Annotated in this window: 11 protein-coding genes; 6 read left to right on the forward strand and 5 right to left on the reverse strand. The window is 62.6% G+C overall.

Translation table 11 applies throughout. The features are described from left to right. The first annotated feature begins 162 nt into the window (after positions 1-162). The gene (locus WS69_RS13955) at positions 163-360 is read left to right on the forward strand and encodes a hypothetical protein (protein ID WP_059471350.1); all 198 of its coding nucleotides are present in this window, start codon (positions 163-165) and stop codon (positions 358-360) included. 180 nt (positions 361-540) lie between these two features. Then, the gene (locus WS69_RS13960) at positions 541-1,236 is read left to right on the forward strand and encodes a TetR/AcrR family transcriptional regulator (RefSeq protein WP_059471380.1); all 696 of its coding nucleotides are present in this window, start codon (positions 541-543) and stop codon (positions 1,234-1,236) included. Positions 1,237-1,461: 225 nt separating this feature from the next. On the opposite strand, the gene WS69_RS13965 is transcribed toward WS69_RS13960, so the two are convergent. The 5 genes from WS69_RS13965 to WS69_RS13985 all read right to left on the reverse strand — a co-directional run bounded on the left by WS69_RS13965 (position 1,462) and on the right by WS69_RS13985 (position 8,959). Further along, a complete protein-coding gene (locus WS69_RS13965) occupies positions 1,462-2,964 on the reverse strand; it encodes a DHA2 family efflux MFS transporter permease subunit (RefSeq protein ID WP_059471351.1) in 1,503 nt (500 codons plus the stop codon). A gap of 485 nt (positions 2,965-3,449) precedes the next feature. After that, a complete protein-coding gene (locus tag WS69_RS13970) occupies positions 3,450-4,829 on the reverse strand; it encodes an MmgE/PrpD family protein (protein ID WP_059471352.1) in 1,380 nt (459 codons plus the stop codon). Further along, positions 4,826-5,647, reverse strand: a complete 822-nt coding sequence (locus WS69_RS13975; protein WP_059471353.1) for an ABC transporter ATP-binding protein — start codon at positions 5,645-5,647, stop codon at positions 4,826-4,828. Before WS69_RS13975 ends, WS69_RS13970 begins: the two co-directional genes overlap by 4 nt. Then, entirely contained in the window at positions 5,647-6,621 is a 975-nt protein-coding gene (locus WS69_RS13980) for a FecCD family ABC transporter permease (protein WP_226382936.1), read from the reverse strand. The genes WS69_RS13975 and WS69_RS13980 overlap by 1 nt, the downstream gene beginning before the upstream one ends. A 163-nt stretch (positions 6,622-6,784) precedes the next feature. Next, on the reverse strand, positions 6,785-8,959 hold the full coding sequence (locus WS69_RS13985) for a TonB-dependent siderophore receptor (protein WP_231747138.1): 2,175 nt from the start codon (positions 8,957-8,959) through the stop codon (positions 6,785-6,787). A gap of 712 nt (positions 8,960-9,671) precedes the next feature. Between WS69_RS13985 and WS69_RS13995 the strand changes: the two genes are divergently transcribed. From WS69_RS13995 to WS69_RS14010, 4 genes are read left to right on the forward strand one after another with little or no spacing between them, the layout of a single operon-like run. After that, a complete protein-coding gene (locus WS69_RS13995) occupies positions 9,672-11,294 on the forward strand; it encodes an AMP-binding protein (RefSeq protein WP_059471355.1) in 1,623 nt (540 codons plus the stop codon). Beyond that, positions 11,291-12,052: a thioesterase II family protein gene (locus tag WS69_RS14000; protein ID WP_059471356.1), complete on the forward strand. Its 762-nt coding sequence runs from the start codon at positions 11,291-11,293 to the stop codon at positions 12,050-12,052. Before WS69_RS13995 ends, WS69_RS14000 begins: the two co-directional genes overlap by 4 nt. 34 nt (positions 12,053-12,086) lie before the next feature. Further along, positions 12,087-13,133, forward strand: a complete 1,047-nt coding sequence (locus WS69_RS14005; RefSeq protein WP_059471357.1) for a PLP-dependent cysteine synthase family protein — start codon at positions 12,087-12,089, stop codon at positions 13,131-13,133. 4 nt (positions 13,134-13,137) lie between these two features. Then, positions 13,138-13,707 carry an allene oxide cyclase barrel-like domain-containing protein gene (locus WS69_RS14010; RefSeq protein ID WP_226382934.1) on the forward strand — a complete coding sequence of 190 codons (570 nt, stop codon included), beginning with the start codon at positions 13,138-13,140 and terminating at the stop codon, positions 13,705-13,707. The last annotated feature ends 3 nt before the right edge of the window (positions 13,708-13,710 follow it).

The following is a 13,710-nucleotide window of genomic DNA, read 5'->3' on the forward strand; positions in this document are numbered from 1 at the left end:
AAGCGTCAGGCATCCGCAGCGTCGCTACCCCGCAAACATCATCTTCCAAGCACGGCCACTTCAAACGCTCAATTCCAGAACGCCGTCGTTTAGTGTCGGATTTGGACCGGCGTTCACACACGGCGAGTTCGCGGGAATGGCGGCCGGGGGGTTCTCTCCACTTTGCAGCAGCTGGGAGCCGCGTTCGGCGTGACCGCCGTCAGCACGATCATGCAGATTACGCTCAGGAAACTGTCGAACCTGGACGCGCTTCCTCCGCTTCAGAGCGCATTCGTCTACAGCATGCTGTTCAACCTCGCGACCGCCGTGATCGCCAGCCTGCTCCTGCGCACGTTGCCGGAACGGCCACAGCGCGTCTGAAGCGCCAGCGTTCCCCCGCCTCCCGACCTGGGCGTGCAACGCAGCGTTGATGCACGGAACCTCACCAGAACTGATTTTCATGCACAATTCGACCTGCGAAGGGTCATCAACGACAGGTTGGTTACAACCGTTTCATGGCCTAGACTTCTGACTTTTGCACACGAGCTTCCAATCTGCATGATGAGATACAAGACCAGCCAGCGCGAACAGGGAACGCCGAAATCTCCCCGCACCAAGCCAGCCGAGGTACGTTTAGACGAATTGATGGCCGCTGCGGAAAAGTTGTTCCTGGAGCAAGGCGTCGAGGCCACCACGATCAACGATATCGTCGAACTGGCCCAGGTCGCCAAGGGCACCTTCTATCATTACTTCGCATCCAAGAACGAATTGCTGACTGCCATGGGCCAACGCTACACGGCGCAATTCCTGGACCGCCTGAAACAAGCCGTCGACGCGTGCGCCGAGGACGATTGGTTAGGTCGACTTTGCACCTGGATCCGCACGAGCATCGAGGTCTACGTCGAGACATATCGCACGCACGACATCGTGTACACCGACCATCATCATCACAACCGCAGCAATCGCGAAAAGAACGCCATCCTCGACCAGTTACAGGACATTCTTGACGGCGGCGCGCGGGCAGGCGTATGGCAACTTGCGCAATCGCGCGTCACCGCCCTCCTGATCTACACGGGCGTACACGGCGTCACGGACGACGCGATCGCAGCTCAGGAGACGGATTGCTCCGAATTCGCCCGCGATGTCATCGCGGTCTGCCTGCGCATGGTCGGCGTTGCCGACGACGGGCAGCCGCCCAAGCCGCGCCGCCGGTCGCGCCAGGCAGCCGGCCGTGAAAATCCGGCCGACAATTCCTGAACGCTCATGCACGGAAAGCGTGCCCGGTTCCAGTCAGGCGTGCGCCGCGTCAACCACGATCAAGCAACAACGCGCCCGACTCGCCATTCAGCCCCTTGGTGGTTCCAGACAGTGTCGATTATTCGATATGCCAACGTTCTGTTGCACGCATAAACTGTCGTTCCTCGGCTACTGCGGCGAAGCAGCCGAGGTATCGCAACCATAACTGGAGCCTCTATCGACGCACTACTTGTTCGTCGGCACCACCTGGAGAGCGGGTCGCTCGGTATGAAAGAAGAGCAACAGGCATGCAATCAACAGGCAGACCACGCCGGCGCATGCCATCGCGAGTGCGAAACCGCCGGCCATGGCAGACCGATACAGATCGGAAACCCATGCTTGCTGCGTCGGCAACACATGGTCCAGCACTGCACTCCTCGCCATTCTTGCAGGATCGCTCGCGCCCGCCGCCGCGACCGAAACCGTCAGCTGGCGGACAGCGCAAACGCTCATTGCGCTGCCCAGCATGGCGATCCCCAAGGTCATTCCGGTTTGGCGCAAAGCGTTCATCGTGGCCGACGCAATGCCCGAGCGCTCCGAAGGCGCATACCCCATGACCATCATGCCGGTTGCGGGCACGGACAGCCCCATCCCCAGCCCCAGGACCGCAAAGACCAGCTTGATCACGGCATCGGACGTCCATGGCGTGAAGGAAACCATGATGCATAGCGCCAAGCCGACCAACGCGTAGCCCGCAACCATCAGCAATTTCAGGGAAAAACGCGCTGCGAGGCGACCGAACAAGAGCGATGCCGCTGCCATCACAGCGAACTGCGGCACGAGTTGCCAGCCAGCGAGCGCGGGCGCACTTCCTTTCGCTTGCTGAAGGTAGAGAGACAGAAAGAACAGACTGCTGTAGGCCGAGAAGCCAAGCGCAAACGACGCCAGATTCGCCAGTGCCAACGAGCGGTTGCGGAACAGCTGCACGGGAAACAGCGGCCGCGGGACACGCGTTTCGATCCAGACGAAGGCGACGAACCCCACCAGGGCGATGCTCAAAGGCTTCATCACCTTATCCGGAGAGGTGCCGTGCTCACCGATCCCGATCAGGCCGTAGCTGAGCATCCCCAACCACACCATGCTGAGCACCTGCCCCACCGGATCAAACGCCGCGTGATCGGGATGCTTGCGTTCCGGGATGCCCCATGCGCCGAGCAATGCCGCGGCGATGCCCAGAGGGACATTCACGAGGAAAACGCTCTTCCAGCCGACATTCTCGACCAAGAGCCCACCAAGCAACGGCCCGGAAATCAGCGCAAGCGCATTGAAGGCGGACCATCCGCCGATCGCGCGAGCGCGTTGGCGCGGATCCGGGAACGCATGAGTGAGGATGGGCATGGCGCCGGGAATCAGCAACGCACCGGCGATGCCTTGAATCGCGCGCCCCCACAGGAGCGTATCGAGGTGGCTTGCCGCCGCGCAGGTAATTGATCCAAGGACAAACAAAAGAACACTGCCAAGCCACACCCGCTTATGCCCATAGCGGTCCCCCAACGGCCCAGCCGACAGCATCACGGCCGATAGGGCTATGGCATACACGTTGACAACCCATTGCAGGCCGGCCAGATCGGCCCGCATAGCCAGTTGAAGAGTCGGCAGCGCGACGTTCACGATACTGATATCGATAGAAGCGAGAAATGTGCCTAGATAGGCAGCCGCGACTAAGGCGGAAAGGCGATATCTGTGCATGGCGATCCATTAGGTAGTCCGAAAGCAGTTCCTATGCTATATACTGACCGACCGTCGGTCAATAATAATCGCTCGCGATACCGTGAGCGTGGTCAAGACTGCAAACTCTTGTGCGCCAGAGGCGGCGGTCGATGCGGGTAGCCAGATGAGTGATTGAATCGGCGGCGCACCTGGATACGCACTAGTGTCACAGCCTGCGTCGAAACGTACCGCATCCCCGCCATCGTTTACACTCACTGCCACCATGATCGAAGCAACCGCGGAACGAACGCCATGTAGGATCTGCCGGAAGCGATGCAGGAGGGTGGGACACAGCCGGCACGTGGCAGCCTGGCCGTGCTCGTATCACGGCCTGCCAGCCCACTCGGGCGTGCACGGCGTCATCGACGACGCCATTGCAGCCCGGCAGAGGAATGCGAGCAAATCGCTCAAGACGTCGCCAGCGTGGCTGCGCCTGGTGGGTGGAACAGGAGAACCCTGGCTCGTCAGCCGTTACCGCCGATCATGCTGACAAGCATGTCGATGCTGGGAGCCCGCTCCAGGTCATCGACCAACGCCGCGATTTCTTCATGACGCGTGTGGAATCCCGCGCATGCTGACTGGCCGCAGCAGAGCCGGAACTTGTTGAGCAGCTCTTCGATCTCTAGCGGGTTTTCCGGCCAGCCCTTCCCATAGGCAGCGTCGATCGAGAAGCACTCCACCTGCTGCTCCGTGATACTGAGGCGGCATTGATCGAAACGCTCGAATTCCGGAACTTCCACCAGCTCGATGCGCTGCGCCAGCTCGACCACCATGGTTTCGCGTGCGGCATCTGCATGGAATTCACTGGGCGTGGCACTTCCGCGCAGCAAAGCGTTGGCAGTGACGTACTGCGCGCTGAATTGGGCATCGATTTGCGCCGTATCCGACGGTTGGTAGTGAGCACCGCACACCATGCGCATGGTCGGCGAGACTTCGAGGCGGATGTCGCATGCGTCGAGCCTCAGCCCCAGCATGTCGGATTTGGCGGCCAGCAGTGAGTCGGTCAACGCGAGCAGAATGCTGCAGTGGGGGTATGCCTTGAAGCATGTATCCGCTCGTCCCAGGAACCGCACTCCCAGGTCCGCCGTGAGAATGGACAGATCCGGCTCGCCAGGGGCATAGAGATTGAAGAACCCGTTTTCGCCAGCCAATATCCGGCGCGGCCCGGTCACGCCCGCCTGTGCCAGAATGGCCGCCTCGATGGCATGGCGCGCGACCAGCCCCTGTCCGAAGCGCACCGCCATCACCTTGTCCTGGTAGTGCTGGAATGTGCCGACGCCGTAATCGAACGCGAGTCCGATGGCGTCGACATAGCGCTCCGCAGGCAGGCGAAGCAGTCGCGCTGCGATGATCGCCCCCGAAAACAGGCCCAATACATTGGAGTCGAAACCCCGGTAGAAAAAGCCATTGCCCTGCGCGGCGAGATTGATTCGTTGGCCGATGTCCTGACCGATCGCCATCGCGGCCAGCATCTCGCGCCCGCTGGCCCCGGTCATCTCTGCCATCGCCAACGCAACCGGCAGGTCCGACGAGCTCGGGTGCCAGCCGGGAGAAACGACGTCGCAGTAGTCCAACGCGCGGGCGCGCACCGCATTGACGAACGCAGCTTGACCGGCAGCCAGCCGCAGGTCCGAGCCAAGTACGGTTGCCTCCGAGCAGCCACTGTAGCGTTGCGCGAATTCAATGGCCTGCTGCACACCAGCCGCATCGTAACCGGCTGCCAGGCATGCCAGATGATCCAGGAGACGCAGGCGCTGGAACGCCATCACGTCTTGCGGGATTTGCTCGACATCGGTCGAGAAGGCACTCTGCGCGAGTATCAGGATAGGGTCGACGGTTGTCATGTCAGGGTCCTTTCTAGGACAGGCGAAGGGAAAGCAACTGCAGGTTCGACGTGCGGTCCGTCGACAATCACGTGCAGGTGACCTTGAGAGCAGTGCTCGACCCGCGCACGCACGCCGTAGACCTGCGTGAGAAGCGAAGGCGTGATGACTTCCCCGGGAACACCGAACGCCAGGACGCGGCCCTCGTGCAGCACGGCGACGTAGTCGGCAAACCGCAGCGTGTGGTTGAGGTCGTGACTGGCCATCAGCACGCACAACCCGCGCTCACGAGTCAGCCACCGCAACAGCGCCAACAGTTCGAACTGCCGCTGCAAATCGAGCGCGCTGGTGGGTTCGTCCAGCAGCAGAATGCGGGGGTTCCGAATCAGCGCTTGCGCAATCGAAACCAACTGACGCTGGCCGCCGCTGAGCGTTTGCAGTTCGCATTGCGCGATACCTTCGATCCGCAGCTGTCGCAGAAGCACGGCCACTGCATCCAGTTCATCCGCGGCGATGCGCCAGCCACCCTGCTGCTTGCACGCGAGCAGCAGGGCTTCAAGCACGCGCAACGCAGCGCCAGCAAAAATGTCCTGCGGCACGAACGCCGGGCGATTGGAATGCTGAGACGGCCAGAACTCGACGGGACGACTGTCGACCTGGATCAAGCCCGGTCCGTCGAGATCCCCGGCGATTCGCCGCAGCAAAGTGGATTTCCCGGCGGCATTGGCGCCGAGCAGCGCGGTTAGGCTGCCGGGTGGCAAGGGGCCGATGCCCACCCGGTCAAGCACCCTCCGCCCATCAAGCGTGGCGCCAACGTTTTCGATGCGCAGCAGTTCCATCAACGCATTCCTTTGCGCACGATCAGTACAAAAAACAAGGGCACGCCGACCAGCGAGGTGACGATGCCGATCGGCAACGTCTGCCCAGCAAGAACCACCTTGCTTGCCACCGAAGCCGCCGACAGCAACGTCGCCCCGCACAGCGCCGCGGCCGGCAGCAGGAACCGCTGGTCCTCTCCGACCAGCATGCGCGCAATATGAGGCCCGATCAGCCCGACGAAGCCGATAGCACCGACGAAGGAAACGCAGACGGACGCCAGGAGGCTGCTCAGCACGATGGTCCGCAACCGGAGTTTCGCTACCGGGACGCCCAGCGCGCCGGCACGGGCGTCCCCCAGGCGCAGCGCCGTCAAGGCCCACGCATTGCGCATGAACGCGACGAGTACCAGCAGCAAGGCGCCCGCCATGATGGCCAGCTGGATGCCGTTGGTACGGGTCAGGCTTCCCATGCTCCAGAACACCACAGCGGCCAGAGCCTGGTCCGGAGCCATATATTGCAGCCCCTGAAGCAACGCCGTGAACGCAAAGACAAGCGTGGTCCCCAAGAGGACGATCAACTCACTGCTCATGCCGCGCCATCGCGTCACGCGGTCGATGAGCAGAACCGCGCCCATGGCCATCACAAAGGCATTGACCGGAATGATGTACGGAACCAGTGCGGCGGGAAGGACGCTGACGCCCAGCACCAGGCCGAGTGCGGCACCGAAGCTGGCCGCGGCTGACACCCCGAGCGTGAACGGGCTCGCCAGAGGATTGTTCAGCACGGTCTGCATCTCCACGCCGGCGACAGACAGGCTGGCGCCCACCACCAGGGCGGTCAGCGCCGCCGGAATGCGGATGTCATGCAGCACCACCCGTACTACCTGGGAGGCACGCGGGTTCCAGAGCGAGGAGAACACCTTGTTCATCGGGTAATGCGCTGGCCCTACCGACAGATCGGCAAAGCTGCACAGCAGCGCCAGCAGGCCCAGCATGGCAAGCCACCGCAGGCGTCGCTGGACTGAGCCGGCGTACAACTGCCACATGCCGGATTGTTGAGACCCTTGGGCATGCTTACCCGCATGCGCCCCACTCGCCGACCAGGACGACGACTGCCTGCCTTCAGGCTTGGCAACTGCTACTTGAATGCGCGCCATGTCACCACCGATAGGAGAGCGTTGCGTTGATCACCCGGTCCTGACCGATGAAGCAGTACATCTCCGAGGTGCAACTGGCCACGTAGGACTTGTTGGTGAGATTGCTCACGTTGAGCGAGAGCGTCGCATCATGTCCGATGAGGTATCCAAGATCGTAGCTGGCAGCCAGATCAATCAGCGTTGCCGACGGCACCTTGAACGTGTTGCGCGGGTTGCCCCAGGTCGAACCAAGATACCGCGCGCCGCCACCTAGGCGCAGCCCGGCGAGCGCGCCCCTGAAACTGTAGTCCAGCCAGGCACTGGCAGAGTGGCGCGGTGTTCCGGCGGGTGATTTGCCTTGGTAGAGCGAATCGCTGACCAGGCTGCTGTCCAGGTAGGTGTAGCTGGCGATAAGATTCAGGTCGCGCGTCAACCTGGTAACCGCCTGCAGGTCCAGCCCGCGCGAACGCAACTCGCCAGCCTGCGTCCAGTAACCCAGGTGCAGTACGTCGCTCGACTTCACGTTGGTCTGGTTGGTCTGGAATAGCGCGACGGTCAGCATGGTGGTGCCGCCTGGAGGCTGGTACTTCACCCCCACTTCCGTTTGCCTCGCCTCCACCGGAACGAAAGCGCGCCCCTTGAAATCGGCACCCAGTTGCGGATCAAATGAAGTGGCGTAGCTGACGTAAGGCGCAAGGCCACTGTCGAAGACATAGCCGAGCCCGACACGTCCCGTCCACTTGCTGTCTTCTTGCCGGCGGGACTTCCAGACGGGCGAGTAGCTCCGCGAGGTGTCGTCGGTGCGGGAGCGGTCATAGCGGCCGCTGAGCGTCAGCCGCCAGCGTCCGTAGACAATCTGATCCTGTGCGTATACGCCCACGCGCTGGAAATCCTGGCGCACGTTGTATGGCCAGTTGACGCGACTGTCAGTGAAATCCGGTGTCGCGTGGGGCCGATAGTTCACGGGGTCGTACGGGTCAAACAGTACCGGAGCCATCCGATACGAGTCGCTTTGCAGCCGCCCCGTCGCATAGTCCCCCCCCACGAGCAACCGATGGATGGTGGCTCCCAGGGAGACCTCACCGGCCAGGTTGTTGTCGAGTTGAAACGTGTGAGAGCTGGCCGGGGCGAGGCCATAGGTGCCCTCCAACGAGAGGTGGCCGCCCCGGTCCTGGTAGCCGTAGATCGACGTGCGCCGAATGTCCGAGTTGATGTACATGTAGCGCATGTTGCTGTTGAACGCCCAGCCGTTGCCAAGCCGATACGTAAGCAGTGAACTGATCGAGTCCTGCTTGCGTGACGACCCTTCGAAGTCCATATCGGTATAGTTGCGATTCCGCATCACCCCCGGATACCGGCTGCCGTTCAGCCCAAGCGCGGCCGCAGGCAGGCTGTTGTAATTCGGTATGTCCGGCTCCCACGAATGCGTCGCCAGGATCGTCCACGAAAACCGCTCATCGGGGCGCCAGGTCAGCGCAGGTGCGAGGTAGATGCGCTTGTGGCGCACGTCTTCGACCTGCCCGTGCTCATCCAGGCCCGTCGCGGTGAAGCGGTACAAGAACGTGCCGTTGGCGTTCAGGGGGCCCGTGCTGTCGACGCCAATCTGCAGGCGTCTGAAGCTGCCCGCTTGCATCATGATTTCGTGCGCGAATTCACGCTGCGGCCGCCGGCTGACCTGATTGATCACGCCACCGCCGCTCCCCTGTCCATACAGCGCGGATGACGGCCCGCGCAGCACTTCCACACGCTCCAGCGTGTACGGATCGATCTGCGGCGTCCAGGTCGACGTATTGCTGATCACGCGCAGCCCGTCCAGGTAGTAGTCAGCATCGATGCCACGGATGCGCGTGAGGTCCAGTTGCGCTCCAAAGCCGCCGTAGCTTTCGCTATTGACGCCGGCGGCATAGCGCAGCGCCTGGCTCGTGGTGGTCGGCTGTTGCGCCTCCATCTGCCGGCGGGTGACCACGGAGACCGACTGCGGCGTTTCCAGTACGGATGTACGCACCTTGGTCCCCACAGTGGCCGCCTCAGCCACATAGCCCCGCTCCGGCCCATTGTCTGCGCCGGGCTGCCGGCCGGTGACAGTAACGGTCGGCAGTGCAGGGGGATCCTCCTCTTGAATACGGGTAGTCGATGGATTGCTTCCTGCGTCCTCCCGCGCCCACGCGCCGGAAACGCCAGCGCAAGTTGCCAGCATCAGCGAGAGCGCGAAACGGCGGTGCGAAGACGAGTAGCGGGACCGAGCCCCCCCATCCGGTCGGCGGAGCCTGGTTCGAAAATGGCGTTGCATGTTTGTCCGTGCTGTCTCGAGTCAAAGGGTCGTTCGCCATGGGCGCCGGGTTGAGAGCGCATGCGCACCGCTGCAACCGACGGCCTTGACGAAAGACCTTCTGACAGGCGCGCGCCGGGAACGGGTGTACTTGCCATCCGGATAACCGTAACGGGAAGGAAGCGGCTCAAAGGTATATTGACCGACCGACGGTCGCAGTTAATAATAACCATTTTCATTTGCAAGTCAAGCAATGATGCACCACGCCGCGAGCAATAATTTGAGCCTCAATTGAAATTGACCGACCGACGGTCATATGTTAATAATTCTCACTCATAAAACAAACACAGAGGTGCGGAATGACATCTGGACGGATCATCGGCCTACTGACCGAAATAGGGCTGCAGCCCGAACTACTTCGAACAGCGGCGAGTGACTGGCAACTGCGAGCAGACCTCGGGTTGAGCTCGGCGGAAACGTTCGAGCTGCAACGGATGCTGGAGCAGTTGGGGTGCGTCGGCTTTTCGCTTTGGGGGACCCACGATCACTCGCTGCAGGAGCTGGAGCAACTGATCGACTCGGCACCTGCACTTGCCCGGCCGTCTGCCGTTGCCGCGGGCGACACGGCGAGAGGCGCTTGATGAACGGCCACCCTGCCCTCCTGAACCAGCGGCTGGCGGCCGCCCTGCAAACCGGCGAAGACGCTCCCGCACTGGTTGCCGCCGGCACTGTGATCTCATACCGGCAGTTGATGGCGCAGGTCGCCGCTACCGCGGCACGGCTTCGCACTGCAGAGATCGGCAAAGGCGACCGCGTCGCGTTCCAGTTGCCCAATTGCGCCGACGCCGTCGTGTTGATGCTTGCGGCGCTGATGACGGGAGCCGTCCCCGTTCCCATGCTCCCCGCATACCGGGAGCGGGAACTTCGACACGTACTCAAGGCGACGCGTCCCTGCGTCATTGCGTTGACCAAAGGCAATCGGCGCTTCAGCGCGGCACGCGTCGTGACCGACTTTCTCCGCGACGAGAACCTTGATGTCGCGCTTCGGCTGCTCGACGGTTCGCCGGGCGATGAACATGCGGGCTGGCGCGACCTTGGCCTCTTCTGCTCCGCGCCCGCCGACGCGACAGCGGTCAGCGAATGCGCCGCTGCCGAAATGCTTGCCGAGGATACGGCGATGATGCTGCTATCCAGCGGCACGACGGGCTTGCCGAAAGCCATCGCGAGGCTGAACGGCGGCTACAGCTACATGATCGCGGAAGCCTGTCGGGTATTTGAGCTCAGCCGCCAGTCCGTCTACCTCGCGGTCATGCCGATCTCGCACGGCTTTGTCATCAACTGTCCCGGCATGCTCGGCACCCTGAGCTGCGGCGGAACCGTCGTCCTGGCATCCGATACGTCGGCTCAAACGGCCCTGGAGCTCATCAGCGCACACGGGGTAACTCACACCACGCTCGTTCCGGCATTGCTGACGCAATGGCTCGAGCAAATCGACGACCTGCCCGCCAGGCTCGGCACATTGCAACACGTCCAGGTGGGTGGGTCGCGCCTGTCCCCGAACCTCGCCGCTCGCGCCGAATCGAAATTGGGCATCCGCATTCAGCAGTGCTACGGGATGAGCGAAGGGCTGCTTTGCTTCACCCGCAGTACCGACACCGATGCAGTCCGCTTCCATTCGCAGGGGCGTCCGCTGTCCGAGCAGGACCAGGTGCTGATCGTCGATGAAAGCGGTACGCCAGTGCCCTGCGGCGCATCCGGCGAGTTGATCACCCGCGGTCCGTACACGATCAAGACTTATTACAACGACCCTCTAGCCTCTTCGCGCGCCTTTACACCGGACGGGTACTACCGCACCGGCGACCTAGCCCATCTCGATGCCGATGGCAACGTCTATATCGACGGGCGCGTGACCGACTCCATCAACCGCGGCGGCGAGAAATTCAGCCCCGAGGAACTCGAAGAATTGAGCAAGGGGCACGCCCGGCTCAAGGACGCTGCCTGTGTCGGCATGGCCGACCCGCGCTTCGGCGAAGTGGCCTGCCTGTTCGCCGTCGCGCATGAAGGCGAACCGTTGTTGCTGTCGGATATCCGCCAGCATTTGGAGACGGCTGGCGTCGCGTCGTTCAAGCTGCCGGAGAAGCTCGTTCTGGTCGACGAGATACCCCGCAAGGGCATTGGGAAGATCGATCGCGCATTGCTCCGGGCAAGGGTTCGCGACGATGCCGAAGGTGCCGGACAGGCATCAAAGGCGGCACTGCTATGAGACACCTGCAAACCCAAGCCGAAGGAGCCGTGAGATTCAGCCTTGCGGGCGCAGCGCCGGTGCGGCACCAACTGGTGATCTTTCCGCATGCCGGCGGCAGTACGGAATTCTACCGCCCATGGCGCGACCACCTGCCGGCGGATGTCGAGCTGATCGTCCTGCAGTATCCACAACTTGGCGCAGGCACCGCCTCGGCCTGGGACGATCCCGTCGCCGCGGTCCGTCGTTGTACGCGAGGGCTGGCCAATCTTCTGGGCGTCGCGCCCATCACCGTCTTCGGCCACAGCATGGGCGCGCTGCTGGCCCTGCATGTCGCCCAGGCCCTGGCGCCGTTGCGATTTCGAATCGAACAGCTCGTCCTGTCGTCGCAGATGACGCCGGCCGCCCTGCAGACCGAGCTTCGAACGGAGCAGGACATCGATCGCCTCGCGCAACAGGCGCTGGGGCTCGGCGAAGTGGACGGGTTGAGCCGGATCGGGGAAGACGCGCAACGCCTGCTGGTTTCCTTCATTCGCCAGGATCTCGCGCTGTTGCAACGGCTGGCGCCGCTACCCGTCGGCGAATTGCCGGCAACCCGCATATTCGGCGGCGACGAAGACCCGCTGGTCGACCGACCCAAGCTCGCCGAATGGTCTGCATTCCTATCGCAACACCTGACACCAGAGGTATTTCCCGGAGGCCACTTCTATCTTCGTGACCAGGTACCGGCCGTGGTGGACGCCCTCCTGAGGTCCCATCGTTCGGCACTCGCCTCATAAACACTCAACTCAAATGCGCAGTGGGAGACTCATCTTGGATTTTGAACTGTTCAATGCTCAGCCAGCAGCCCCCGCATTCGGAAAAGCGCTGGAGCTGTTCCCTCAACTGAAGGCCTATCGCGATTCGCTGGGCAATACCCCGCTGGTAGAGGTCCCGGGGCCGACGAACGGCGCTCGCGTGTACGCCAAGCTGGAGTCCAAGAATCCGTCCGGCTCCATCAAAGATCGCGTGGCGTTCGGCCTCTTCTGCGACGCGATCAACGCCCACGACTTCAGCAGCGGCCCGCTGAAGCTGCTCGATTCCTCAGGCGGCAACATGGCCAAAGCCCTGGCTCACCTGGGCAACCTGTGCGGACTGCCGGTACACGTGGTGATTCCGGATTCTGCTTCGGACGAGCTGCTGCAATCGCTGAACGACAACAAAGCAATCGTCACGAAGGTGGATCGCAGCCACTTTCTGCTCGGCATCATCGCCCGGAGCCAGCAGATCGCTCGCGAAGAACCGGGCTGGACGCTGCTGTCTCAACACTTGAATCTGGTGAACACGGCGGTGCACCAGCACCACACCGGCACGGAGATTTGCCGCCAGCTCGACGGCCGTCGCGCCGATGCCTGGGTCGCAGCCGTCGGCACCGGCGGCACGCTCGCCGGTGTCTACGCGGCGCTGGCGCAGCAGAATCCCGATGTGCGCGTGGTCGGGTGTACGCCCGACGAAATGCCCTTCGGCACCATGGCGCCGCCAAATGGCAGCGCCCGCTTCGCCGGCGCCGGCGGCTTGGGCTACGGATTCCGCCAGCCGTTCGTTTCGCTGATTCCTTTCGCCGTGCCATTCCAGACGGTCACGCATGCCGAGTCGCTCAAGGCGATGTACCGGTTCCTCGAGGAAACGGGCATCCCGATCGGAGGCTCGGCCGCCGCCAACTGGATCGTCGCGTGCAACGTCGCCGCCGAACTCGGACGCAACGCCACCGTCGTGACCGTATTCGCCGATGCCGGCAGCGACGCCGACCGCGAGCGCGGCCGCCAGCTGATGGAAAGTGACAAGAATCCTATCGGGAACCCCAACTATGCCAATGCGTGAACAAATGCCTGAACTCGACATGATGTCCAGCCTCGTCGCTCTCGCCAATCTGGCAAGAGCGCAACTGGGCCAGCCCGACGGAATCGAAACGGCGCGGCAGGCCGTTGCCGAGCGGATCGGCCATGACCACATGGTCATCATCCCGGCGGTCGAACTGTGCGAAATCAAATTCAAGGCCCAGGCCGACGACCGGCCCAGCGTGGGCGACGTCAACTCGCACAACGACCGTTGGGTCGGCGACGACGGCGATGAACTGGGAACCATCTGCGGCGAAGGCTGGAAGATCTCGCGCCTGGACGACGACGTCGTTTCTTACTATCGGGAAACGGCGGAGACGAAGTTCGGCAGGATCGAGACCGCGGGCATCTGGAATTCGTCCGCGATCTGGCAAGGCCGGTGGCAATCGCTGTTTGCCACCGGCGTCAGCGGCGAAGTGGCCGGCATGTTCGGAGTCCGGCAGTTGTATCAGGAAGTCCCTCGCCTGCGCTATCGGTCCTTTGTGCTGCTGATTCCCATCAACGCCGCCGACGCCGCCCTGCAACAGCGCATCCGTCGCGGATACATGACCGACTGAATT

Source organism: Burkholderia sp. BDU5 (assembly GCF_001522845.1).
Classification (GTDB): domain Bacteria; phylum Pseudomonadota; class Gammaproteobacteria; order Burkholderiales; family Burkholderiaceae; genus Burkholderia; species Burkholderia mayonis.